The sequence below is a fragment of the Thalassospira indica genome, from assembly GCF_003403095.1.
Classification (GTDB): domain Bacteria; phylum Pseudomonadota; class Alphaproteobacteria; order Rhodospirillales; family Thalassospiraceae; genus Thalassospira; species Thalassospira indica.
The window spans coordinates 516085-542016 of sequence record NZ_CP031555.1; the positions used below are offsets into that span (position 1 = coordinate 516085).

General features: G+C 54.8%; 19 protein-coding genes. 13 read left to right on the top strand and 6 right to left on the bottom strand.

Features of this window, described 5'->3' with window-relative positions:
- Nucleotides 1-24 precede the first annotated feature (24 nt).
- Nucleotides 25-975 (bottom strand): AEC family transporter, encoded by a 951-nt coding sequence (locus DY252_RS02470; protein ID WP_064787787.1) that lies wholly within the window; start codon nucleotides 973-975, stop codon nucleotides 25-27.
- A 253-nt stretch (nucleotides 976-1228) separates the two neighbouring features.
- Between DY252_RS02470 and rpmI the strand changes: the two genes are divergently transcribed.
- The 4 genes from rpmI to pheT all read left to right on the top strand — a co-directional run bounded on the left by rpmI (nucleotide 1229) and on the right by pheT (nucleotide 5398).
- A complete protein-coding gene (gene rpmI / locus DY252_RS02475; RefSeq protein WP_008888575.1) occupies nucleotides 1229-1426 on the top strand; it encodes a 50S ribosomal protein L35 in 198 nt (65 codons plus the stop codon).
- A gap of 17 nt (nucleotides 1427-1443) precedes the next feature.
- Nucleotides 1444-1800, top strand: coding sequence for a 50S ribosomal protein L20 (gene rplT, locus DY252_RS02480; protein ID WP_008888574.1), 357 nt, complete (start codon nucleotides 1444-1446; stop codon nucleotides 1798-1800).
- Between the two features lie 114 nt (nucleotides 1801-1914).
- On the top strand, nucleotides 1915-2985 hold the full coding sequence (pheS, locus tag DY252_RS02485; protein ID WP_063086571.1) for a phenylalanine--tRNA ligase subunit alpha: 1071 nt from the start codon (nucleotides 1915-1917) through the stop codon (nucleotides 2983-2985).
- Between the two features lie 4 nt (nucleotides 2986-2989).
- Nucleotides 2990-5398, top strand: a complete 2409-nt coding sequence (gene pheT / locus DY252_RS02490) for a phenylalanine--tRNA ligase subunit beta (protein WP_064787786.1) — start codon at nucleotides 2990-2992, stop codon at nucleotides 5396-5398.
- 79 nt (nucleotides 5399-5477) lie between these two features.
- On the opposite strand, the gene DY252_RS02495 is transcribed toward pheT, so the two are convergent.
- Together DY252_RS02495 and DY252_RS02500 are read right to left on the bottom strand one after the other, a co-directional pair.
- Nucleotides 5478-5951 (bottom strand): hypothetical protein, encoded by a 474-nt coding sequence (locus DY252_RS02495; protein WP_064787785.1) that lies wholly within the window; start codon nucleotides 5949-5951, stop codon nucleotides 5478-5480.
- A gap of 100 nt (nucleotides 5952-6051) precedes the next feature.
- On the bottom strand, nucleotides 6052-8127 hold the full coding sequence (locus DY252_RS02500; RefSeq protein WP_064787784.1) for a sensor histidine kinase: 2076 nt from the start codon (nucleotides 8125-8127) through the stop codon (nucleotides 6052-6054).
- A 534-nt stretch (nucleotides 8128-8661) separates the two neighbouring features.
- On the opposite strand from DY252_RS02500, the gene lepA reads away from it, so the two are divergent.
- The 3 genes from lepA to DY252_RS02515 all read left to right on the top strand — a co-directional run bounded on the left by lepA (nucleotide 8662) and on the right by DY252_RS02515 (nucleotide 12938).
- The gene (lepA, locus tag DY252_RS02505) at nucleotides 8662-10467 is read left to right on the top strand and encodes a translation elongation factor 4 (RefSeq protein WP_064780089.1); all 1806 of its coding nucleotides are present in this window, start codon (nucleotides 8662-8664) and stop codon (nucleotides 10465-10467) included.
- 118 nt (nucleotides 10468-10585) lie between these two features.
- Nucleotides 10586-12457 (top strand): P-loop NTPase fold protein, encoded by a 1872-nt coding sequence (locus DY252_RS02510; protein WP_165374886.1) that lies wholly within the window; start codon nucleotides 10586-10588, stop codon nucleotides 12455-12457.
- A gap of 22 nt (nucleotides 12458-12479) precedes the next feature.
- On the top strand, nucleotides 12480-12938 hold the full coding sequence (locus DY252_RS02515; RefSeq protein ID WP_064787782.1) for a heme-degrading domain-containing protein: 459 nt from the start codon (nucleotides 12480-12482) through the stop codon (nucleotides 12936-12938).
- A gap of 6 nt (nucleotides 12939-12944) precedes the next feature.
- Here DY252_RS02515 and DY252_RS02520 read toward each other — a convergent pair whose 3' ends face one another.
- Entirely contained in the window at nucleotides 12945-13343 is a 399-nt protein-coding gene (locus tag DY252_RS02520) for a GFA family protein (RefSeq protein WP_064787781.1), read from the bottom strand.
- Between the two features lie 36 nt (nucleotides 13344-13379).
- A complete protein-coding gene (locus DY252_RS02525; RefSeq protein WP_008888563.1) occupies nucleotides 13380-14402 on the bottom strand; it encodes an NAD(P)/FAD-dependent oxidoreductase in 1023 nt (340 codons plus the stop codon).
- A gap of 241 nt (nucleotides 14403-14643) precedes the next feature.
- On the opposite strand from DY252_RS02525, the gene tsaE reads away from it, so the two are divergent.
- The 6 genes from tsaE to trxA all read left to right on the top strand — a co-directional run bounded on the left by tsaE (nucleotide 14644) and on the right by trxA (nucleotide 24104).
- Nucleotides 14644-15120, top strand: a complete 477-nt coding sequence (gene tsaE / locus DY252_RS02530; RefSeq protein ID WP_064787780.1) for a tRNA (adenosine(37)-N6)-threonylcarbamoyltransferase complex ATPase subunit type 1 TsaE — start codon at nucleotides 14644-14646, stop codon at nucleotides 15118-15120.
- Nucleotides 15117-16241: an aminoglycoside phosphotransferase family protein gene (locus DY252_RS02535; RefSeq protein ID WP_064787779.1), complete on the top strand. Its 1125-nt coding sequence runs from the start codon at nucleotides 15117-15119 to the stop codon at nucleotides 16239-16241. Before tsaE ends, DY252_RS02535 begins: the two co-directional genes overlap by 4 nt.
- A complete protein-coding gene (locus DY252_RS02540; protein ID WP_064787778.1) occupies nucleotides 16238-16999 on the top strand; it encodes a nucleotidyltransferase family protein in 762 nt (253 codons plus the stop codon). The genes DY252_RS02535 and DY252_RS02540 overlap by 4 nt, the downstream gene beginning before the upstream one ends.
- Nucleotides 16999-20160 carry a double-strand break repair protein AddB gene (addB, locus tag DY252_RS02545; protein ID WP_064787777.1) on the top strand — a complete coding sequence of 1054 codons (3162 nt, stop codon included), beginning with the start codon at nucleotides 16999-17001 and terminating at the stop codon, nucleotides 20158-20160. Before DY252_RS02540 ends, addB begins: the two co-directional genes overlap by 1 nt.
- On the top strand, nucleotides 20157-23621 hold the full coding sequence (gene addA, locus DY252_RS02550; protein WP_064787776.1) for a double-strand break repair helicase AddA: 3465 nt from the start codon (nucleotides 20157-20159) through the stop codon (nucleotides 23619-23621). The genes addB and addA overlap by 4 nt, the downstream gene beginning before the upstream one ends.
- A 162-nt stretch (nucleotides 23622-23783) precedes the next feature.
- The gene (gene trxA / locus DY252_RS02555) at nucleotides 23784-24104 is read left to right on the top strand and encodes a thioredoxin TrxA (RefSeq protein ID WP_008888557.1); all 321 of its coding nucleotides are present in this window, start codon (nucleotides 23784-23786) and stop codon (nucleotides 24102-24104) included.
- A gap of 95 nt (nucleotides 24105-24199) precedes the next feature.
- Here trxA and DY252_RS02560 read toward each other — a convergent pair whose 3' ends face one another.
- Nucleotides 24200-25885 carry a methyl-accepting chemotaxis protein gene (locus DY252_RS02560; protein WP_064787775.1) on the bottom strand — a complete coding sequence of 562 codons (1686 nt, stop codon included), beginning with the start codon at nucleotides 25883-25885 and terminating at the stop codon, nucleotides 24200-24202.
- Nucleotides 25886-25932: the final 47 nt, after the last annotated feature.

The window sequence follows — 25932 nt, forward strand, 5'->3', positions numbered from 1 at the left end:
TGATCTCGGGCCGCTCTGACCCTCTTACTGGCCAAGCCACCCGACAATTGTCTCAATATAGACCGAGAAGATGGAAAAGCTGACGACGCCAATTGCGGTGGTCACCAGCACGATCGAGGAACTGCGCACGATATAGCGGTCATAGGTCGTTGCTATTACGAACACATTTCCTGCTGTCGGAAGAGCTGCCAGTAACAAGACGGCCTTTGTTTCAAGTCCGCTTGCTGAGCCAACAATCCAAAACCCGATAAATACCGCAATCGGATGCACAATCAGTTTGGCAACCGACATGGTGGCAAGTTCGGCGCGCTTTTCGGCAATCGGTCGCCCAACCAGCGCAACGCCAATGGCAAACAATGCCGCCGGGCCTGCACTTTGCCCCAACAAGTCCAGCAAGTATTCAACGCCGTCGGGCCAATCCAGATCAAGCAAACTTGCAAGCACACCGATGATAATTGCAAGTACAACCGGGTTCGTCAGGGTGCCTCTGATGATCTTGCCCGTCGGATGGCTGCCCTTGGCGTGCTTTGTCCCTTCCAGCAACAAAAGCGAGAGCGGCAGCATCACAATCAAATCAACTGCAAGCGCGACAATCAGCGGCACAGTCGCCAGTGGGCCAAGCAACCCGATGATCAGCGGAAGCCCCATGAAGCCGACATTGCCCATGGTTCCGGCAAAGGAAAACAGCGTCTGGCTGGCCGGATCAAGATGGAACACGCGCGAGGCGATGAGCCGCGAAATGCCATAAACCACAAGAGTGCCACCGCCATAGGCGAGGATGATGTCAGGCTGCCAAATCTCTGACGGGCTTCGGGTCGCAAGTGCCTTGAACAACAGGGCGGGCAGCGCAAAGTAGAACACAAACCCGTTGATGCCGCGCATCCCGTCGGGTGATACGATCTTGAACTTGCCGCCAATCCAGCCAAGGCCGATCAGTGCAAAGAATGGCAAAATGATTGATGTGATTTGCGACATGTGATCAGTCAGATGGCAGAATGCGCGATGATGGATTGGGTCTGAAAAAGTGGTGCCTGCGCACAATGGCGGCTCAATGTCCCAAAAAGCAAGGGGAAAGGGCTGAATTGACCCTTGAAAAAGGTAAAGTCGGAGTCTATAACCACCCGTCCCCAAAACAGGTGGTGAGGCTGGAAGGTTTATATAGATCCTTCAGGGCATGCCCAGCCGCCGTAGGGGATTTCGTTTTCATTGCTTTTGCAAGGATAGAAAAATGCCCAAGATGAAGACCAAAGCGAGTGCGAAAAAACGCTTTCGCCTGACCGCCAGCGGAAAAGTCCGTCACAACGTGGCAAACAAGCGCCACCTTCTGACTGCGAAACCGACCAAGATGAAGCGCCAGGCACGTGGCACGGAGATTCTCTGTGACGCAGATGCCCGCATCGTCAAAAAATTCCTGCCGTACGGTTAAGGTTGAAGGAGAGTTAAATGGCTCGTGTAAAAGGGGGCGTGTCTTCACACGCTCGTCACCGCAAGGTTATTAAGGCTGCCAAGGGTTACCGCGGTCGCCGCAACAATACTTTCCGCACCGCCGTTCAGGCTGTGGAAAAAGGTCTGCAGTATGCATACCGCGATCGTCGCGTTAAGAAACGCCAGTTCCGCTCGCTCTGGATTCAGCGTATCAACGCTGGCGCACGTGAGAACGGTCTGAGCTATTCCCAGTTCATGAATGGCCTGAAAAAGGCTGGTGTTGAACTGGACCGTAAGGTTCTTGCCGACATCGCAGTGCGTGAGCCGGAAGCTTTCAAAGCTCTGGTCACCCAGGCGCAGGCTGCACTGGACTGATAAACCTTTGTAAAAAGGTTTCATCGGCACTTGCCTGATTTGATCAGGGGCGGCCATATTGGCCGTCCCTTTTCTTTTTGTGATTTTTAAACCCAAGCCAAAGCGTCGGAAGTTATGGAAAACATCGAAGCATTGCGCGAAGAGGTTCTGGCGGAAGTCGAAAAGGCAGCGGATCTGACCGCGCTTGAAGACGTCCGCATCAGCGCCCTTGGCAAGAAAGGCCGCATTACCGGCCTGATGAAAAACCTTGGCAAGATGGACCCTGACCAGCGTCGTGAATTTGGTCAGACGCTTAATGCCGTCAAGGACCAGGTCGCTGGCGCAATCGAAACCCGTAAAACTGCCCTAGAAGATGCCGCTCTCGAGGCGCGTCTGTCGGGCGAGCGGATTGACGTCACCCTGTCCTCGCGTCCGGATGAAACCGCAGGCCGCATTCACCCGATCAGCCAGACGATCGATGAAATCGTTTCGATCTTTGGCGAAATGGGCTTTGCCCTGGCCGAAGGCCCGGATGTTGAAGACGACTTCCATAACTTTACCGCATTGAACATTCCGCCGGAACACCCCGCGCGCGAAATGCAGGACACCTTCTATCTGCCCGAACAGGAAGACGGTTCGCGCCTTGTGCTGAGAACGCACACCTCGCCGGTGCAGATTCGGACCATGCAGTCCAAAACCCCGCCGATCCGCATCATTGCGCCGGGTCGTACCTATCGCTCAGACAGTGACATGACCCACACGCCGATGTTCCATCAGGTCGAAGGTCTGGTGATCGACAAGAAAACCCATATGGGTCATCTCAAGGGCTGTCTGCTCGAGTTCGTCAAAACCTATTTCGAACTTGATGATGTGCCGGTCCGCTATCGTCCAAGCTTCTTCCCGTTCACCGAGCCGAGTGCCGAAATGGATATCGGTTGTTCGCGCAAGGGTGGGGAGCTCAAGATTGGTGAAGGCGACGACTGGTTGGAAATTCTTGGCTGCGGCATGGTTCATCCGCGCGTGCTGAGCGCCTGTGGCCTTGATCCGGAAGAATATCAGGGCTTTGCCTTTGGTATGGGGATCGAACGTATCGCCATGCTGAAATACGGCATTCCCGATCTTCGCACCTTCTTCGATACCGATCTGCGCTGGCTGAAACATTATGGTTTCGTGCCGCTGGATGTACCGAACATGGTAAGGGGCTGAGATTATGAAATTCACACTGAATTGGCTGAAACAGCACCTTGATACCGATGCGTCGATTGAGGTGGTTGCCGAAAAACTGACCGATATCGGTCTTGAAATCGAAGGCGTGACCGACCGCGCGGCAGCCCTTGCCGACATCCGTGTCGCCCACATTGAAGAAGCCGGACAACATCCCGATGCTGACCGCCTGAAGCTTTGCCGGGTTAATACCGGCGAAAAAATCATTCAGGTCGTTTGTGGTGCGCCGAATGCCCGTACCGGACTTAAGGTCGCATTGGCACAGCCGGGCGCGATCATTCCGATTGATGGCTCAAAACTGAAGCCGGGCAAAATCCGTGGTATCGAAAGCCAGGGTATGATGTGCTCAACCCGCGAGCTCTGCCTTGGTGAAGACCATGACGGCATCATCGAACTGCCTGAAGATGCCGAAATCGGTGCACCGGTTGCGTCTGTCCTTGGTGCGGATGATCCGATCCTTGAAATCGGCCTGACCCCGAACCGCCCGGACTGTACCGGTGTTCGCGGGATCGCCCGCGATCTGGCGGCTGCTGGCATCGGCACACTTAAGGCTGATCCGCGCCAAGAGCCGGTTGCTGGTGCGTTTGACAGCCCGATTGGCGTTACGATCAGTACCGAGATTGCATCCAACAATGCCGTTCCGGCCTTCTATGGCCGCTACATCCGCGGTGTGAAAAACACCGAAAGCCCGGAATGGCTGAAAGCCCGTCTGGAAGCCATCGGGCTGCGTCCGATTTCCGCCCTGGTGGATATCACCAACCTTGTGACTCATGACCTTGGTCGTCCGCTGCATGTGTTTGATGCCGACAAACTGTCGGGCGACATCAATGTGCGTTACGCGACCAATGGCGAAAAGATCGCAGCCCTTGATAACAGGGAATACGAACTTTCCGACTCCATGGTGGTGATTGCCGATCAGGCAAAGGCACTGGGCATTGGTGGCATCATCGGTGGTGAAGAAACTGGCTGCCTTGAAGAAACGACCAATGTGTTTGTCGAATGCGCACTGTTTGATCCGATCAGCATTGCCAAGACCGGTCGTAAGCTTCAGATCAATTCCGATGCACGCTATCGGTTTGAGCGTGGCGTTGATCCGCAGTCGGTTGCCTGGGGCATGGAAGTTGCCACCCATCTGATCACCGAGATCTGCGGGGGTGAAGTATCCCATGTCGTCAAGGCGGGCGAAGTACCAAATCCGCGCAACGCCTTTGATCTGCGCATTGATCGTATTCGTGAGCTGGGCGGCGTTGCCGTTGAAGCAGATCGGGCGATTGAAATCCTGAAATCGCTGGGCTTCGAGGTTAGCGGTTCTGCACCGGTTATTAACGCCGTCGCACCGACCTGGCGTCCGGACATCATCGGTGAAGCCGATCTGGTCGAGGAAGTCCTGCGCATTGTCGGTTATGACAAAATCCCGACAGTCCCGCTGGAACGTGAAACCAGCCTGCCAGTTCCGGCCTTGTCGCCGTTCCAGAAACGCGTTGGCCTGACCCGTCGGGTTCTGGCATCGCGCGGTCTTTATGAAACCGTGACCTGGTCCTTTACCGACTCGCGTTGGGCCAAGCTGTTTGGTGAACTCAAAGACGGTCTGTATCTGGCGAACCCGATCAGTTCTGACCTTGATATCATGCGCCCGAACGCCTTGATCAACATGATTGCGGCGGCCGGTCGTAACCAGGCCCGTGGTTTTTCCGATCTGGCGCTGTTTGAAGTTGGTCCGGAATTCTTTGGCGATCAGCCGGGCGATCAGCGTCTGGTGGCCGCAGGCTTGCGTTCCGGTGCAACAACTCCGCGCAGCTGGACCGGTTCACGCCGTGATGTCGACGTGTTTGACGTCAAGGCCGATGCCGAAGCCCTGATCGAAGCACTGGGTACCAGTGCCGCCAATGTTCAGGTCAATACCGATGGTGCGCCGGAATGGTATCATCCGGGCCGCTCGGCAGCCCTGCAGCTGGGTCCGAAAAATGTTCTGGGCTATTTCGGCGAATTGCATCCGAAAGTGCTTAAGGCACTTGGCGTCAAAGGCCGCGTTGTTGCGTTTGAGTTGTTTGTTGAAAACGTCCCGATGCCAAAGAAAAAGGGCACAGCCCGTCCGGCGCTGAACGCATCAAGCTTCCAGTCGGTCGAACGCGACTTTGCCTTCTTGCTTGATGAAGCTGTGAAGGCAGAGGCGATCATTAAGGCCGCCAAAGGTGCCGATCGCAATCTGATCACGGATGTAACGATCTTCGACCTTTATGCCGGCAAGGGGATTGAGGATGGCAAAAAGTCACTCGCCTTCTCGATCACGCTGCAACCGACCAAGGCAACCCTGACCGAAGAAGAAATCGAAGCGGTCTGCAAAAAGGTTGTCGAAGCGGTTGAGAAAGCCACGGGTGGCTCTCTGCGCGCCTGATCTTTCGCCAAAGATACGAATAAAAACGGGCTGCTCCAATGTTGGGCAGCCCGTTTTGTTTGTGGGGTATCGGTCAAATTTACCGACCGGGGCGTTTGCGCAGGATGGCGTATTCGTCCTCATCCAGATCAAGCGCGATCAGATCCGGCCCATTGGTAAAGACATGCCATTCCATATCGGTATCGTCGCATTCGATGGTCAGCTGATCGACCATGCTGTTCCATTCGCAACGTTCACGATCATCATCGGCTTCCAGTCGACCCGTACCATCGTCGTAAAGATGCATGACCAGGATCTGCTCGTCCTCGTCAATTGAATACACGGCATATGTTTCGTTTGCAAAACGGTAATTGATTTCTGCGCCATCCAGACGTCTCCAGCCCCGCGGCAGCGGCTCGCCCGGTTCATGTTCGGCAAAATAATAAGCCAGTTTCTGCATGTGGCTGTCATTCATGGTGCGCATGTCCGAACCACATGCGCTGAGCGCCAAAAGGGCCAGCATCACCGGAACAGATTTGAATACAGGGCGGGACAGGATCATGGTCTTGAACATCTAACGCTCCATAACAGGCACAGGGCAGCTTTTACCTGTCTGCCCGTCTAACTCTCAGTCTCAAGCAATATGCTTGCCATGCTGCAATGTTATGAGCCGTTCAAGGATTGTTTTGCCCAATGCGGGATGCCTCGGCGTGGTAAACCCGAAGCGTAAAGATGATGGTCGTGCCCGGGTCGCTGAGCGGTCGGCTGGTATCAAGCCAGATGCGGCCGCCATGCTGTTCAACGATCTTGCGGCACAGAGACAGGCCAAGTCCCGTTCCGGAAAACTCGTCCTTATGCAGGCGCTGAAACAGCCGGAAAATCCGTTGTGCATGCTCGGGGTGAATGCCAATACCGTTATCACGCACCGAAAAACGCCAATAGTCGCGCATCACCGGGTCGGGTTCGACCGTGATGGATATATGCGGTGATACGCCGGGGCGGCGATACTTGATGGCATTGGATAAAAGGTTCTGGAACAGCCGCGAAAGCGCAATCCGGTCACCTTTGACGGTCGGAAGATCGTCATGGGTGATGGTCGCATGTTCACGGCCAATCACGTCCTTGAGGTCCGCTTGCGCCTCGTTTAGCACCTGATTGCAGTCAATCGGTGCGAAATCTTCGCGCGTACCGGTCTTGGCATATTCAAGCAGGTGGCTGATCAGCTTGTGCATGCGCTTGGCACCATCGACGGCAAAGTCGATATATTCGTCGGCTTCCTGATCAAGGCTGCCACTGTAACGCTGCTTGAGAAGTTGCGTATAGCTGGCGACCATGCGCAGCGGCTGTTGCAGGTCGTGGGATGCCACATAGGCAAATTGTTCGAGGTCTTCGTTGCTGCGTTTGAGCTGATCAAGTGTGTCGCGCAGCTTGTTGGCATTTTCGACAAACTCCGTCACATCCCGCGCACTGCAAAAGATCATCTCGTCAAACGGGCCCACGCAATGCCATGCCAGCCAGCGAACATTGCCCTTGCGGTCGAGTACGCGCAGGATTGATTTGCCATCACTGATCGTCGCAGTGCCGTTTTTCTGGCGCATCGCCGTCATCGCGGTTTGTTGGTCCTCGGGAACGAACAGCATAAAGAAAGGTTTGTTGACGATGTCATGCACCGGCAACCCCATCAGCTCTTCAAGGGCAGGGCTGAACCCCTTAAGGATGCCGTCCTGATTGACCACAATGGCCGGTTCCGGGGTATGGCGAAGGTAGGTTTCAAACGGATGGCAGAGCTCCTGTTGGGCCGCAGTTTCCAAAAGCAAAACCGAAATAAATTCCCGATTGTCTTCGCTGTAGCGATGCGCCATCAGGTAGAAACGCTGCATCTGGTTTTTGGCCGTGCGGATATCGACCATCGTGCCAATCCGGGCATCTTGCCAGACATTGTCAATCAGCGGTCCGCGAAGCTTTGTGCGGGATTCCGGTGACAACCGATCAAGGAAATCCGTCATGGTTGGTTCGATGCTTTCGGCTGTCGGACCAAGGATTTCCGGCCAGTTCAGCTGCGCCGTCAGTTTTCCGTCGCTGGTCTCCACCGGCCAGCTGATCACGGCACAGCCGCATTCCGCCAAGGTATTTTCCGTGTCGCTGAAATGTTCGGCAAGATGGGCAGCACGCATGTGCTGCCGTTTGAGGCGATGCCACAACCAGACCGCCAGGCCACAAAGAATGGTCATCGCCATGACAAACATCAGCGCGTGCAGGATAAAGGCATCGCGCCAGTTATTCAAAAGCGCGCTGCGCGGCGTATAAGCCACCACGATCCGGTTGATTTGTGGCAGTTTGCTATAAGCCAGAACCATGACTTCGCTGCTGTGAACACAGACTAGGGAATCGCGATCAGTTTGTTGGGTACTGATATAGTCGCCCAGATCGCCGGTCAGATGCGGCGGGATAAAACCCTTGATCTGGTTAAGCTGGTTATCAAGCAGGCCAACGGTAATGTCGGAATTGTCCGCCACGATCTTTTGCAGGTCGACATCATTATGAAGCAACAACATCGATCCCAACCGAAAGGCGGTTGCTTCAAGTTGGGCACTGGCATGCTCAACGGCACTGTCATAAAGCGTTTTCTGAATGAAAAAGAAGGAAAACAGCAGGACAAACACACCCGTCAGTGTCAAGGCGGCAAGCCGTTTGCGGAGCTTGACAAGACTGCGCCGGGACAGGGATGGCTCGATTGACATTATGAACATGTTATTGGCGTGCCCCTGCCAGACAGAGTTATGGTTTCCTCAACCTTGAAATTTAAGACCTTTTCGCGCGGTTGAAAAGGATGCAAACAAATGAATGTAAGCGTTAAAGGCCTGTTTTGTGATGCACCCGACATCTCGTGACCAAGACCCTTAACGTGATCACGTTCCGACAAGTGATGGCCGTGCCAGACTGCGGGTTTTTCACAGACGCCGTGAACATAACACAACGCTTCTAATTCCGTGCAAAAACCCCTATAAACCCGCTGGTGATTGATCCGGGATATATCAGAACCGATTTCCCGAACGATGCAATGATCACGCAATGCTGGTTTTTCCGATCATGCCCCTTCGCATCCGTGATGCGATAAGGCCTGATGTCGCTGCCGAAATTGGCTGGCTGACAGGGTAGGGGATATTGGAAAGAATGCGATTTGCGCGTTATGTATCAACCGGGTATCTGGTGATCACACCGTTTCGAAACAATGTGCCACGCGGCGAAATGCCAGCCAATTTTAGTGCCAGAAGCAGCCAAAAATGACTGACCTTAAGAACATTCGTAACTTTTCGATCATCGCCCATATCGACCACGGTAAATCCACCCTGGCCGACCGCCTGATCCAGTTGACCGGTGGCCTGACCGAACGTGAAATGGCCGATCAGGTTCTCGATTCGATGGATATCGAACGTGAACGTGGCATCACCATCAAATCCCAGGCCGTGCGGCTGAAATACACCGCCAAGGATGGGCAGGAATATACGCTCAACCTGATGGACACGCCGGGTCACGTTGACTTTGCCTATGAGGTATCACGCTCCCTCGCAGCCTGCGAGGGATCGCTTCTGGTGGTTGATGCAGCACAGGGTGTGGAAGCCCAGACGCTTGCCAACGTCTATCAGGCGATTGAAAACAATCACGAAATCGTACCGGTCCTGAACAAGGTCGACCTTCCGGCAGCCGAACCCGATCAGGTCAAGGAACAGATCGAAGAAGTGATTGGCATCGATGCCTCTGACGCAGTGATGATCTCGGCCAAAACCGGCCTCGGCGTGCCTGACGTGCTTGAAGCACTGGTGCACCGTCTTCCGGCGCCGACTGGTGATGCGAACGCACCGCTTGAAGTGCTTCTGGTTGATAGCTGGTATGACACCTATCTCGGTGTGATGATTCTGGTGCGCGTGAAAGAAGGCACCCTCAAAAAGGGTCAGAAAGTCCGCTTCATGAACGCCAAGGTCACCCATCAGATCGAACGCGTTGGTGTGTTCACGCCAAAGCCGCTTGCGATTGATGAAATGGGGCCGGGTGAAATCGGCTTTATCAACTGCGGTATGAAAACCGTGGCCGAATGTGAAGTCGGTGACACGATTACCGAAGAAAAACGTCCGTGCGCCAAACCGCTGGCCGGCTTTAAGCCGTCCATCCCGGTTGTGTTCTGTGGCATTTTCCCGGTGGATACCAGCGAATATGAAGTGCTGCGCGATGCGCTTGAAAAGCTGCATCTCAATGACGCGTCCTTCCAGTTCGAACCGGAAAACTCGACCGCACTTGGTCTTGGTTTCCGTTGTGGCTTCCTGGGTCTTTTGCATCTGGAAATCATTCAGGAACGTCTTGAGCGCGAGTTCGAGCTTGATCTGATCACCACTGCACCGTCCGTGTCCTATAAGATCACGCTGAGCAAGGGCGAAGAAATCCTGCTGCATAACCCGGCTGATTTCCCGGACGTTACCAAGATCAAGGCCATTGAAGAACCATGGATCAAGGCATCGATCATGGTGCCAGACGAATATCTTGGCGGCATCCTAACCCTTTGCACCGAACGCCGTGGTGTTCAGCTTGATCTGACCTATGTCGGCAACCGGGCAATGGCGGTTTACAAACTGCCGCTCAACGAAGTGGTATTTGATTTCTATGACCGTCTGAAATCCATTTCGCGCGGCTATGCCAGCTTCGATTACGAGATCGCGGGTTACGATGAAAGCGATCTGGTCAAGGTTTCCATCCTTGTGAACGAAGAACCGGTCGATGCGCTGGCCCTGATGGTGCACCGTTCGGCGGCTGAATACCGTGGTCGTGAGATCTGTAAGCGTCTTAAGGACCTGATCCCGCGCCAGATGTTCCGCATCGCCATTCAGGCCGCCATCGGTGGCAAGGTGATTGCCCGTGAAACCGTATCAGCACTCCGTAAGGACGTGACGGCAAAATGTTACGGCGGTGACGTTTCGCGTAAACGTAAGCTTCTTGAAAAACAGAAGGCCGGTAAGAAAAAGATGCGTCAGTTCGGCAAGGTCGAAATTCCGCAATCGGCGTTTATCAACGCGCTCAAGATGGGCGACGACAAGTAAGCCGAAATTACAATTTCGAAACAAAGGCTGTATTCCTGATCAGGATGCAGCCTTTTTTATTTGATCGTGTGTGTAGTAGGGTTGGAGCTTGGGTTTGTCGAGTTCTCAGGAGACAACAGTGTCTAATAATCATCTCAGCAGCTATTTGGATCATTATTTGTCATCTGATGAGAGGTCCGCTGTGTTGATTATGGGGGAGTGGGGTTCTGGCAAAACCCATTTCATCAAGAGTTATCTTGATGGACGAGATAGCGCAGCACGTAAAAACGATCCCCTAGAGGGACAGTCATATCTTTATGCAAGTCTGAATGGTGTTTCAAACGTTTCCGAAATTAGCGATCAGTTCTTCGCTCAACTGAACCCTTTATTGAGTTCTACTGCGGCCAGATTGATAGGAGCTGCAGGCTCAAGTGTTCTGCAGGGTTACTCCGGGGTTTCTCTGTTTGGAGGTGGTTTAAGTAAAATATCCAAAGAGTTGTTGTCGCGTACCAAAAATCAAATTCTTGTATTTGATGACCTTGAACGGTGTGAGTTATCGGCGGAAGAAATGATGGGCTACATCAATCATTACATTGAACACGAGAAGCTCAAGGTTATTTTGCTGGCGGAAGAAAAAAAGCTGTCGAAAAAATCTTCTAATTACCTTGAAATAAAAGAAAAAGTTGTAGGTAAAACGATCCAGTTTGAACCTGACATTAGCAATTTGGTTGTCTCAATAATTGAATCTATTCCAAGGAATGAGATGACGGATTTCTATTTAGATAACTGCGATGGTATTTCGAGTTGTCTGCAAAAATCGGAGATATTGAATTTTAGAAGTTTACGCTCAATCTTGATGGATTTCGAGCGAGTTACATCGTTGCTTGATAAAAAGGTTCTTCGCTCCAAAAACGCATTAAGAGAAATTCTACTCTATATGATTGCAGTTGGTTTGGAGTACAGGGCAAATAATATAACTAAAGAAGATATACTCGAAATGGATCGCGGGTTTTACTTTCACTCCTATCGGTTTATGGAGCAAAATGGTGAGGGTAAGGAGAAGACTGGGATAGAAAAATTATTTGATAAACATGAAAATTTTGATTTTAGAAATCCAATATTACCGTATGCAATAATTGCAGATATACTTGTAAGAGGGCAATTTGATTATGAGAAATTAAATAGTCATCTTTTGGTCCACCCTAGTGTCGTTGAGAAAAAGGCCGTGCCTATATGGCGTAGGCTATGGAGCTTCTATAACTTAGACAGGAAAGAGTACGAAGAACTAGTGCAAGAAACCCTAAGTAGTTTCATCAATAAGGACATCAGGTTCCCAGGACCATTGTTGTTAGCTGCAGGGTCCATCATTGAGATCGAAGAGATGGGAGGGAATGTTACAAGTCCCTATCAGAGCGTAGTAAAGTTCTTTGAAAATTACGTGCGCAAACTATTGGAAGATGGAGAGTTTCAGTACTGCGATGAGACCTTCGGAATCGGGGGTGGTACCGGTTTCGCGGGTTTGGCGTTCAGACGCGCAGAAAGCGATTCGTTCAAAGCCATCTATACTCTTGTTAGATCAGCTAACTCTGATGCGCTGAGGCAACGTATGAGTGAGTTTGCACAATCCTACGTTGATGAACTTCTCAGAAACGAAGACAAATATGAAGTTTTGCACGAATGCGATTTCGCTAACAAAAAATACGGGAACATAGCATTCTTGCAGTTCATTGATCCGAAGGTTTTTGCGCATTCAATTGTTGAGAATGAAAAAGCTGACAGGAGACTCCTCGCAAGTTTGTCCAAGCGATACCAGAATGCGCAAGGGCATGACACTTGTAGCCTGCATGACGAGAGGGAATGGCTACTGTGTTTCTTGGACGAGCTTTTGCTAATTGCAGATGCTGCAAAACCTCCTCATCAGAATATGCTGAAGCGTCAGATTATCTCCCTTTTTGCGACTATATCTAAATGCCTCGGTTTATCATTCCTTGCACTTCACGACGAAACCTGAACTGAAGGTCAAAAGAAGAATTATGAATTCAAAACAGCTTGCCACCCAGGAAGACGTTCTGGTGTTTGACCACTTTGATGAAGACACCGCCTGGTCAATCGGCTCCAAACTGGTTGGCGTCGCGCAGGCCAAAAACGCCCCGGTTGCCATCAATATTCGGACTCCAGACCGCACCCTGTTTCACGCATCGCTTGCGGGTGCCAAGCCGGCCAACGATGCCTGGGTGCGTCGCAAAAGCAATCTGGTGCTACGTGAACATCAAAGCTCGATGCGCTTTGGCGCGGAGCTTAAGGCCAAGGGCAAAACCCTTGCCGATCACGGGATCGATTTTGCCGACTATGCCGATCACGGCGGCAGCTTCCCGGTCCGTGTTGCCCGTGTCGGCGTGATTGGCGCGATTACAGTATCCGGCCTCGCATCGCACGAAGATCACGGCATGATTGTCGACGTTCTGGCTGAACATCTTGGCGTGTCGATCTGAGATAATTCAGTCGAAATGCTCGATATCGGGATCAATTCCGGCAAAGCTCGGCAGTGCGGTGCTCATCCAAAGGTGTTTTTGTGCCTTGAACCGGCTTGGGTCATCAAATGTGCCCAATCGGAAATCGATGAAGCTGTCATCATCGCCCTTGCGCCAGGTAACGCTTGATCCGCATATCGGGCAAAACCCGCGATACTTGCCAGGAGAGCTTTCATATTCGTGCGGCTTGCTATCCCATGTGACGGCATGGGCCGGGAACGCAAAAAAGGTTGAAACACCCGAACCGCTATCCTTGCGACACATGCCGCAATGGAAGTGATTGCCGCCAATCGGTTCCCCGGATGCAACAAAGCGCACCGCGCCACAAAGACAACCCCCAGGATGTTCGGGATGTTTTGTGGTCATGGTGCGCTTCCTTGAAAACTTTGACCAAATGTCGGGTTATTCGTTCGGAACACCCGTCGTGGTCGAATATTCGAAATGGAATTCCTTGTCCGGGAACATATAGGCGCGTGCAGCGTGGATCGCACTCGCACCTTCGGCAAAGCCCGACAGGATCAGTTTCAGCTTGTGCTCGTAGGTTGCGATATCGCCGATGGCAAAGATGCCCGGGACGGATGTTTCCATCGTCGCCTGTTTTACGCCGATATGGTTCTTCTCAAGATTAAGGCCCCAATCGGCAATCGGACCGAGTTCCATGGCAAGGCCAAAGAACGGCAGAAGGTGATCGGCTTCAAGCTCGCGCTCTTCGCCCTTCAGCGTTGCGACAACCACGTGTGACAGAATGCCGTTTTCACCCTTAAGCCCCTTAAGCTGATAGGGAATGACCATCTCGATCTTGCCCGCCTCTGCCAGTGCCTGCAGTTTTGCACTGCTGTCAGGGGCCGCACGGAATTTCGGGCGACGATGAACCACCATCACCTTGGCGGCGATATCATGAAGCGACAGGGCCCAGTCGACAGCCGAGTCACCGCCACCGGCAATCACGACGTTCTTGCCGGCAAAGTCGGCACGACGTTTGACGTAATACTGAACGCCACCCGATCCTTCATACTCTTCAAGGCCATCCATTGGCGGTTTGTTCGGGCCAAAGGCACCGCAACCAGCCGCAATCACAACCGCACCGGCATCAATCACCGTGCCCTTTGTGGTGACCAGCGTGAACCGGCCATCATCGCGTTTCTCAAGCTTGGTGACCTGCTGACCCAGATGATAGGTCGGCTCGAACGGATCGGCCTGTTTGGCAAGCTCGTGAATAAGGTCCTGACCGGCAATCTGCGGATGGGCCGGAATGTCGAAAATCGGCTTTTCCGGATACAGTGCGCTGCACTGGCCGCCGACCATATCAAGCGCGTCGATCACATGGGATTTAAGCCCCAGCATACCGGCTTCGAAAACCGCAAAAAGCCCCACAGGGCCTGCGCCAATAATGGCAATATCTGTGCTATGCGATGCGTCTGACATACTTCTTCCATCCAAATAAAATCGAATTTGGGTAGGGGGCTGCCCCCAAGCCCGGCGGTGTGCGGGATTTCTTATGCAGCGAGATAGCATCTGGAACACGATATCGCAATGTAAACCGGCCTTTTTCCGGGTTTGCGCCGTGATTTGAACCACACGCCTCAATCGGCTTCGCAAAATCATTGCGAAGTGCCACATCAACCCCCTAAAACAGAAGGCAAGAGCCATTCAAAAGACGGACATTATGAGCAAGACAGTCACTGTCAGCGATCAGAACGGGACCGAAGCCCTTGCCGCCAAACTTGCCGCTGTTGCCAGGGCAGGAGATGTGATCTTGATGCATGGCACACTGGGCATGGGCAAAAGCGCCTTTTGCCGGGCCTTCATCCGGGCGGTGGCCGAAAACCCGCATGAAGAAGTCCCCAGTCCGACTTTTACACTGGTACAGATCTATGAGCTTGATCGCGTGCCGGTCTGGCATTTTGACCTCTATCGTTTGTCTGATCCCGAAGAAGTCCATGAATTGGATATCGAGGATGCCTTTTCCGATGCTGTCAGCCTGATCGAATGGCCGGATAGGCTGGAATATCTTACTCCGGAAAGCCGTCTCGATATTCATATCGAACCCGGATCGACCCCCGATGGGCGTGTGTTTAACCTTGAACCGCATGGCGAAGACTGGACTGTGCGGATCAATGATCTGGTGGTAAGCTCGTCATGAACCGCGCAAGCCCCGATCAGGAACGCCGCAACGCCGAGCGCCAGGATTTTCTGGTCACCTGCGGCTGGCAGACCGCGCAGGTCATGCCGCTGGTCGATGATGCCTCCGCCCGGAAATATTTCCGTCTGGAACGACGTCATGACACCGCCCTTCTGATGGATTTTCCGCCCTCGGCCATTCATGTCGATCCGCATGGTATTCATGACAGTCCCGAACGCCCGGCCTCGGTAAGTCCGGTTTTGCAAACCACCAGCCTGTTCCAACAGGCCGGTTGGCGGGTGCCGGAAATCTACGCGGCGGATGAAAAGCGCGGTCTGGTCCTGATCGAGGATTTTGGTGACATCACCTTTACCGAGGCGCTTCAAGGAAGCGCAATGCTTGATGGCACAACTGCGGATGCGCTTTACCTGCGTGCCGTCGAACAGCTGATTACCCTGCATCGCTTCTGCGACGCGGGCGGGATGAACGATTGCGGTCTGGTGCGCTATGGTCCGGAAAACCTGCGCCGCATGCTGGTCAGCTTCAAGACCGATTACCTGCCATTGATCATCCCGGATGCGACCAAGCGTGAGGTGGCAAGTGCCGCTTTTGATCAGCTTCTTGAAACCGTCTTGCCGCTCTGTTGGCAGGTGGGCGAAGTGATCATTCACCGCGATTATCATGTTGATAATCTGATGCTGGTCGAAAATGGCGAGGGCGGCGATGATTGCGGCATCATTGATTTTCAGGACGCTGCCATTGCACCAAGGCCCTATGATCTTGCATCGCTCCTGCGCGATGTGCGCCATGATATCGGCCCGGATCTTGAAACCCGAATGAAGGAATTCTATCTCGCGGCGTTCCCGGATATCGATTGTTCTGATTTCGAAACGGCCTATATCGCGACCTCGATGGTGCGTAATTTCCGTATTCTTGGCCGGTTTGGCTGGCTTGCGATCAAGGCTGGCAAAACCCGCTATTTCGACTTTATCCCGCGCTGCTGGGACATGATCCTCCGTGGGGCTCCGGACTACTTGCCAGCCCTTCAGGATTGGGTGGATGCCCATATTCCACCTGATGCCCGCACTGTCCCGGCACTGGCACACCCCCAAACCCCATCCGGCAACGAGGTAAAGTCATGAGCGCACCAGAAACAAAGGCACAGGCCATGGTTTTGGCGGCGGGCCTTGGCAAGCGCATGCGCCCGATCACCGATACCATGCCAAAGCCGCTGATATCGGTCGCGGGCAAACCGATGCTTGATCACGTGCTTGATAAACTGGCAAGTGCCGGTGTCACGCAGGCGGTGGTCAATGCGCACTATCTTGGTCAGCAGATCATTGATCATGTTGGCGACAGAACCGCGCCCACCATCATCACCTCGCCGGAGGAAGACCTGCTTGAAACCGGCGGCGGGGTGAAAAATGCGCTCTCGAAACTCAACGAAGACGCAATCCTGATTGCCAATGCCGATGTTTTCTGGACCGAGGGCGCGGAGCCGCTGTTTGATCGCCTGATCAATGCCTTTGACCCGGACCATATGGACGCGCTCCTGGCCCTTTATCCGGTGGCAGATGGCTATGGTTATGACGGGGCTGGCGATTTCTTCTGGCAGGTGGATGGGCGTTTGAAACGGCGCGGTGAAGCGCCGTCAGCCCCTTATTTCTTTACCGGCGTGCAGGTCCTCGCACCGCACCTGTTTGAAAACACGCCCGATGGTGCCTGGTCGCTCAATGTCGTTTATGACAAGGCGCTTGTGGCTGGTCGGTGTTATGGTCTGGTGCATGATGGTGGGTATTTCCATATCGGTACGCCAGATGCGCTCGAGGATTCCGAGCCTGTCATCGCCAAGGCGCTTGAGGTAGAGCGCACCAAGAAAGCCGCATCCGGGGGAGTTTGATGGCCGACCTGTTTGATTACATGGACGTGCCCGCCTATGACGAAGCCTCCTTCGCGGGGGAGGCAACGCCGCCCTCAAACCTGTTTTTCATTCCGCCCGGCGTTGCCTTTGCCGATCTGATCGCCAAACAACTGATGGCGGAAACCGCCGATCAGCCAGATACCTTGCCCGACTATGTCCTGATGGTGCCAAACCGCCGATCCGCAAAGGTCATGCGCGATGCGTTTTTGCGGCAATCACAGGGGGCGGTCACCTTGCTTCCAACCATTCGTCCGCTGGGCGAGGCGGATGAAGATGAATTGGCGATTTATGGCGCGGGCGGGGAACAGGCGGCCCTTGATCTGCCGCCGGCCATCCCCGATCTGCAGCGCAAATTGTTGCTCACCCAGCTGATCATGGGGCGTCCTGATCATCGCGGTGAAAAGCCAACTGCCGATCAGGCCGCCCGTCTTGCGGGTGAACTCGCGCGCTTTCTTGATCAGGTGCAAACCGAAAACTGTGCCTTTGACGATCTCAAGGGATTGGTGCCCGAAGAATTCGCCGAACACTGGCAGCTCACCCTCGAATTTCTGCAAATTCTCACCATCCACTGGCCGGGTATTCTTGCCGCACAGGATGTGAGTGACCGGGCCATGCGGCGCAACGCTTTGATCAAGGCTCAGATTGACCTTTGGGCCGAAAACCCGCCCGAAACGCCCGTTCTGATTGTCGGCTCCACCGGCCCGTTTCCGGCCTTGCGCGATTTGATGAAGGCAGTTCTCGCCATGCCACAGGGCCGCGTGGTTCTGCCCGGTCTGATGGCGGGGCTGAGTCACGAAGACTGGGCGGCGATTGCCGATGATGCTGCCCATCCACAACATCTTCTGGGCAAGACACTTGGCCATATTGGTCGCCATGCCGATAGTGTTCTGCCCTGGCCGGCCCTTGATCCCGAAAGCGATGCCACGATTGAGCGCCGCCGTCTGGCCCGCGAGGCACTACGACCTGCCAAAACCACCCATCACTGGCGCCATATCACAGGCTTCGCCACGGATGTGATGGATGGCGTCCTGCGTGTTGATTGCTCTGGCGCACGTGAAGAGGCAACCACGATTGCGCTTATGATGCGCGAGGCGCTCGAACATCCTGAAAAGACCTGCGCACTGGTGACACCTGATCGTGGTCTTGCCCGTCGGGTGGCGACGGAACTCCGCCGGTGGGAGGTTGAAATCGACGATTCAGCGGGCATCCCGCTGCATGACACGGCACCGGCGATCTATCTGGGCCTTGTCGTGCGCGCCGTGCAGGAAGAATTCGCCCCGGTTCCGCTTCTGGAATTGCTCAAACACCCACTATCGGCAGCTGGCCTGCCACCCGAGACCTTCCGCGTTCTGACCCGATTGCTCGAAAAGAAAGTTCTGCGTGGCGCGCGACCCGGCCCCGGGTTGGATGGGTTGCAAACCGCCCTTGATGGCTGGTGCGAGGATACAGTTTCCCGCCTGAGTAATTCCGGATCAGACAGCGCCATTGGCCGGATTGAGCGAATTCGCGATGATCATGCGCGGCTGAGCGATCTGGTTGCCCGGTTTAAAACCTGTCTTGATTCGCTGGGCGATCTGACCGGCGATAAAACCCATGCGCCGGTTCATCTGCTGAGCTGTCATGTCACCGCGGCGGAGGCATTGGCAGCAAGCGACACCCAAACCGGTGCGGATCGCCTGTGGCGCGGCGAAGCGGGCGAGGCGCTGGCGGATTTCGTCCATGAATTGCTTAATGCGCTTTCTGACTTTGCCTCGATGCCGGGCAATCGGTATGGTGCGTTCTTGGATGCGTTGATGGCGGACCGCGCCGTGCGCCCGCGTTATGGCAAGCATCCGCGTCTGTTTATCTGGGGAACGGTCGAAGCCCAGATGCAGCAAGCCGATCTGACCATTCTGGGCGGGCTTAATGAAGGTGTCTGGCCACCCGAAGCCGGGGCCGATCCGTGGATGAGCCGCCCGATGCGGCGTAACTTCGGGCTGCCTGCCCCCGAACATCGGGTCGGGCAATCAGCCCATGATTTCCAGCAGCTGTTTTGCTCGCCCGATGTGGTGATGACCCGTGCCCTGCGTATCGAAGGCACGCCGACCGTGCCGTCCCGTTGGTTGTTACGGATTGAAAACATTCTGCGCAAATCGGGTGTTTCAATGGAAAAGCCCGATGCTGCCGAATGGCGTGCACTGGCCGATCTGATTGACGAACCGGCACCTGATATGCGTATCAAGATCGGGCGCCCGGCTGCCAAACCACCGGTATCCGCCCGCCCGGCTCGCCTGTCGGTGACCCAGATCGAAACGTGGATGCGTGATCCCTATGCGATCTATGCCCGGCATATCCTTGGCCTGCGCAAGCTTGACGGGATCGACGAAGATCCCGGTGCAGCCGATTACGGCAACCTGATTCACGATGCCCTTGATCAGTTCATCGCCCGCCATCCTGAACATTTACCACCGGATGGCGAACATGAATTGCTGATCATTGGTCGCGATGTGTTCAAACCGCTTGCCGCACGTCCCGGTCTTTGGGCCTTCTGGTGGCCTCGGTTCGAACGCATCGCCAAATGGTTCATCCAGACCGAAGCAGCGCGTCGCGATGCCGTGCGCAAATCCTATACCGAACAATCCGGCACCCTTGATACCAGCAGCGGTTTTCAGGTCTATGCCCGTGCCGACCGCATTGATCAGCTGCGCGACGGCGGCATCGCGATCATTGACTATAAAACCGGCGCACCACCCAGTCAGGGCGATGTTGCCAACGGGTTTGCGCCGCAATTGCCGCTTGAAGCTGCCATTGCCGAACAGGGTGGGTTTGGCGATGTGCCCGCCGGCCCCCCGGCCAGCATGGCGTTCTGGAAACTTTCGGGCGGGGATCCGGCAGGCGAGATTGTTGAAATCAACACAGGCCGGATGAAAACGACCCCGGCCGAACTCGCCCACGCGGCGGTGGATGGTGTGAATGGGCTGGCGGCGGCCTTTGCTGATCCCGATACGCCGTATCTCAGTGTTCCGCATCCCGATCACGCGCCGAAATATTCCGACTATGTCCATCTCGCGCGCCTGCGTGAATGGATGGGCAGCGAGGATGTTGATGATAGCGCTAACATCGAAGAAAAACAGGATGTTGGCGAAGGGGATAAGTCATGACCGAAATGCGCGGAACTGATCCCAACGTCCTGCAACGAAATGCCTCTGACCCGATGGCATCGGTTTGGGTTTCGGCCTCGGCAGGGGCGGGCAAGACCAAGGTGTTGTCTGATCGTGTGTTGCGCCTGATGCTGTCGGGAACTGAGCCGCATCGCATCCTGTGTCTGACCTTTACCAAGGCCGCCGCCGCCGAGATGGCCAACCGTGTCAATGAACGGCTGGGACTTTGGGCAACCATGGAGGATCGCGACCTTCAGGCTGATCTGGCTAATCTTGCCGGAACGGCCCCCAGTGCCGATGAAACCATCCGCGCACGGCAGCTTTTTGCCCGCGTCCTTGATGCGCCGGGTGGGATGAAAATTCAGACCATTCACGCCTTTTGTCAGTCGCTGTTGCGCCGCTTCCCGCTCGAAGCCGGTCTGGCCCCGCATTTTGAAATCATGGACGATCGCACAGCGGCCGAAACCATGGCCGATGTGCAGGAAGAGGTCCTGGCTTTCGCCCGCACCGGACGCGATGACGATCTGGCCCATGCCCTGTCGGTTGTGACCGGACAGGTCCGCGAGGGCGCCTTTGGCGAGGTCATGAGCGAACTGGCCCGTGAACGCGGGCGCCTCAAACGGATGCTCGCCAATCTGGGTGGTGCCAATCGCATGCGAGATGCGGTCTATAAGGCGCTTGGCGTGCCGGTCGGATTGGATGAAGAAACCATTCTGTCCAAGGCGCTGTCTGATGACGCCTTTGATCGCGATGGTCTGATGCGTGGGCTGGCAGCCCTTGAGGCCGGAACCAAAACCGATAAGGCGCGTGTTCCGGCACTGGCGCAATTCCTTGAAAAGACGACGGTCGAAGATCGCTTGGCGGTGTTTAACGACTATCGCAGCGTTTTTTTCACCACCGCAGGTGAACCACGTGCCAAGCTGATCACCAAGGGGGCAGCCGAAAACCATCCAATGGGGGCAGATGCGCTTGAACAGGAATGCGCGCGTCTGGTTGAGGTGGATCGTAAGCGCAAGGCCGCCGCCATGGCCGGGGCGACATCGGCCCTGATTACCATCGGCAATGCGATGCTGGATCGCTATGCCACCAAAAAGGCGCTGCATGCCCGCCTTGATTACGATGATCTGATCCTGACCAGCTTGCAGCTTTTGCAACGTCAGGCCGGGATTGCCGGTTGGGTATTGTTCAAGCTCGATGATGGCCTTGATCACGTCCTGATTGACGAGGCGCAGGATACCAACCCCGAACAGTGGGAAGTGGTCCGCATTCTGGCCGAGGAATTCTTTATCGATGCCGGGCGCCATGCCGATAAGCCGCGCACCATCTTTGCCGTCGGCGATGCCAAACAATCGATCTATAGCTTCCAGCGGGCCGATCCGGAAAAGTTTGCTGAAATGCGCCGCTATTTCCGCGAACGGGCGCGCGAAATCGAAGCCGACTGGCGCGAAGTGCCGATGAACATCTCGTTCCGCTCTACCGATGCGGTACTGGGTACGGTGGATCGTGTCTTTGCCGGGCCCGTCGCACGGCAAGGGGTCGGCGATGATGGCGATGACGTTCTGCACAGCCCGTTTCGTGTCGGGCAGGCCGGGCGGATTGAACTTTGGCCGGCCGTCGAGCCCGAAGAGCGCGCACCCGAAGACCCATGGACACCGCCAACCCGCATCGTTCGTCTGGAAGACCCGGAAATCAGATTGGCCCGCGTCATTGCCGGGCGTATCCGTCATGCGATCGATGAAAAGGAAATCCTGACATCGCGGGGGCGTCCGGTGCGGGCAGGTGATTTCATGATCCTTGTGCGCCGTCGTACCGCGTTTGTCGATGAGGTCGTCAAGGCATTGAAGGAACGCAATGTTCCGGTTGCGGGTGTTGACCGTATGCAGATCACCGATCAGCTCGCAGTGATGGATTTGGTGGCGTTCGGGCGTTTCCTGTTGATGCCCGAAGACGACCTGACGCTGGCCGAGGTGCTTAAGAGCCCGCTGATCGGGCTTGATGACGATCAGCTGTTTGAAATTGCCCATAGCCGAACCAGAACCCTGTGGCACGCGCTGCGTGAAAAGGCTGCCATGGTCGAAGACGGATCCCCGTTTGCGCGCGCCTATGCGTTTCTGTTCAAGTGGTTGGGTAGGGTGGATTACGAACGCCCGTTCGAACTTTATGCCGAACTGCTTGGCGGTCGGGGCGAGGAAGCCCGCGGTGTGCGTGCCCGTCTGGTTGGCCGTTTGGGCATCGAGGCTAATGATCCAATTGACGAATTCCTCAACCTTGCCATGGGCTATGAGGCCGATCACGCCCCCACCCTGCAAGGTTTCCTGCACTGGTTGATGGCAGGTGATGCCGAAATCAAACGTGACCTTGAACAAAGCGGGCGTGATGAAGTCCGTATCATGACAGTGCATGGTGCCAAGGGCCTTCAGGCCCCCATCGTGTTCCTGCCCGATACCATGCAGGTGCCGACACAGGCGCCCAATCTGTTCTGGCAGGAAGATCGTAATCTGATGTTCTGGTTGCCGCGTGTGGCACTTGAAACCGATATTGTTGCGCGCCTGCGCGATAATATCGCGCTCAAACGTGATCAGGAATATAACCGCCTGCTCTATGTTGCGCTGACGCGCGCCGAAGACCGGCTATATATTTGCGGCTGGCAGGGGCGGCGCAAGGCGCCGGAGCATTGTTGGTACAATCTGTGTGGCCAAGCGATGGAAGGCTACGCCAAACCGGCCCAGATTGATCTTTCGGCCTATTCCGGATCGGGCTGGGACGGGGAAGGCTGGGTGTGGGAAACTGATCAAAGCCAGGCGCCAAAACCGGATCGCAAAGATGATGTTTCGGATTCAAAACAATCGGTAAAACGCCAATTAATTCGTGCAGTTGCGCCCACAGAATCCTTCCCGCCCAAGCCACTGGCGCCTAGTCGCCCGCTCGAAGACGAACCGGCTGTTCAATCGCCACTCGGCGGTGATCAGGGGCAAAGCTTCAAACGTGGCCTTCTGATTCACAAGCTTCTCGAACTTCTGCCCGATCTGCCTGAGCCGTCACGCCGCAAGGCGGCCGAACGTTTCCTTGCCCAGCCTGTCCATGCGCTTGAGGCCGACCAGCAGGTTGAAATTGCCAATGAAACGCTGGGTATTTTCGATAATCCGGCCTTCGCCCCGGTCTTTGCACCCGGATCACGGGCCGAGGTGCCATTGGTCGGCATCGTGGGCGGCGATGTAGTTTCGGCCCAGATTGACCGGCTTGTGGTGCGCGATGATGAAGTGATGATTGTCGATTACAAAACCAATCGTCCGCCGCCGCGCGATGTCGATGATACCCCGCGCGCCTATCGCCGTCAGATGTCGATCTATCGTGCGGCGCTGGCTCAGATGTATCCGGGCAAAAAGGTCAGGTGCTTTATCCTCTGGACCAACGGGCCGTGGATGGTGGAGTTGCCCGATCATATTCTGACATTTGGTTAGAGAACCGACTCTGCGGAACGCCTGCTTTGGCGACGGTTGGTTTCGCGCGGATCGCCCAATGCGCTTGACGTTTGGGTTCGTGCTGCCTACCTTGGCCTCATAAAGCGGATCGAGGTTTGCGGGTTCGCCCGCCTTGCCTCGTAACAACTAGGATCTGAAAGTATGACCACGATTAAAGTTTCCGACGGTTCGTTTGATACCGACGTTCTGGGTTCCAACGACCCGGTTTTGGTCGATTTCTGGGCTGAGTGGTGCGGTCCGTGCAAACAGATTGCCCCATATCTCGATGAAATCGCTGGTGAACTGGGCGGCAAGCTCAAGATCGCCAAGGTGAATATCGACGAAAACCCGAACACCCCGGCGAAATACGGTGTTCGTGGTATTCCGACCCTGATGATCTTCAAGGGTGGTGAAGTCGCGGCGATGAAAGTCGGCGCCCTTCCGAAAAGCGCTCTTGTCGACTGGATCAACCAGTCGATCTGATCTTCATCGATCACAGAATACGAAAAAGGGGCAGGCTGAATATCAGCCTGCCCCTTTTCATTTGATGTCCTTAGGTACTTCAGCGGGCTGGTATTTTATGCGGCCCTGATATCCTTCAGGAATTCCTGAATTTGGCTGAGCAGCACTTGTGACTTATCGGTCATGCTGTCAGATGCCTGCAGGACTTCATTGGATGCCTGACGTTCTTCCTCGGCAGATTCGCGAAGACCAACGACGTTGTGCGCCACCTCTTTCGTGCCCGATGCTGCCTCGGCTACATTGCGCGCAATTTCGCCAGTTGCCGCATCCTGTTCACTGACCGCAGCCGCAATTCCGCCCGCCACTTCATTAAGCTCTTTCATGCGTCCGGAAAGGTGTTCAATCGCACCAAGTGCACTTTGCGTGCTTTCCTGAATGCCACTGATGTGCCCGGCGATGTCTTCGGTCGCATTGGTGGTTTGGTTGGCAAGGTTTTTGACCTCGGCCGCAACCACGGCAAAGCCTTTGCCAGCTTCACCGGCACGGGCCGCCTCAATCGTGGCGTTAAGTGCCAGAAGGTTGGTCTGCTCGGCAATCGACTGGATCAGTTCGACCACTTCACCGATTTTGTCCGATGCATTGGCAAGCTCGGCAAAGATATTGCTGGCATCATCTGCCTCATCTGCGCCGGACTGTGCAATTTCCGAACTGCGTGAAACCTGCAGGGTGATTTCGTCAATCGCCGCTGCCAATTGCTCTGCCGCGGCGGCAACGGTGTCGACATTGGTTGCCGCCTGTTCTGTTGCGGCCGCCACTGTGGCTGCTTTGCTGGTGGTTTCATCAGACTGACCGGCCATTTCCGATGCAGTGCTGCGCAGTTGCGTAAGCGCCGCGTTGACGACCGCCAGATTGCTTTCGACGTCGCTTTCAAACTGCTTGATGCGCTGATCGATTTTCTCGGCCCGTTCGATCTGTGTCCGATTGGCCGCTTCCTGTTCCTGCTGCAGACGGTCAGCTTTCTCGCGGTTTTCCCGGAAAACTTCCAAGGCACGGGCAAGGTCACCAATTTCGTCCTTGCGATCTTTGCCCTCGGTTTGAATGGCAATATCGCCTTCTGCGACCCGCGACAGGGCTGCGGTGATGCTGCGCATCGGTGCGGTTGTGCTTTTTTCAATGGCAAAGCCAAGGCCGCCAATGACGACAAGAACAGCAACAAAGACAATGATGCCGTTCGTGGTGCTTTGCCAGAACGCGGCCATGACATCGTCCATATAGACACCAGCCGAAACAACCATATCCCAGTCGCCAACTGCCTTTGCATATCCCAGTTTTGGCGTGATCTCTTTGTTTTCAGGGTGCGGCCAAACATAATTGACGTAACCGCCTTCGGGGTTGCGTGCTGCTTCGACCAAATCGACAACCGGCGTTGCACCAGTCGGGTCTTTAACCGTCGAGACCGGTTTGCCATTCAGTGACGCATTGATCGGATGCATCAGCATCTTGCCATCAAGGCTTGCAACAAACACATAGTTCTGACCATCGAAGCGCTGCGCTTTGACCATTTCCAAGGCAAGTTTTTGGGCTTCATCTTCTGAGATCTCCCCTTGCTCCGCGCGCTTGGCAAAATCATCAATGATCGATGCCGATTGATCGATGACAAATCGCAAGGTTTGCTCGCGATCCTTGATCATGGTCGTGTAGAGCGAATAGAGGTCAATAATCGACACTGCCGCAAGTGCCAACGCGACGAGGATCATGACGCCGCGTAGTTTCCACGCGAAAGAGAAGTCTGAGAGTTTCATGACGCACCTGTTAATTGTTTTGTTGTTCCGTCGACGTCATTTGATGC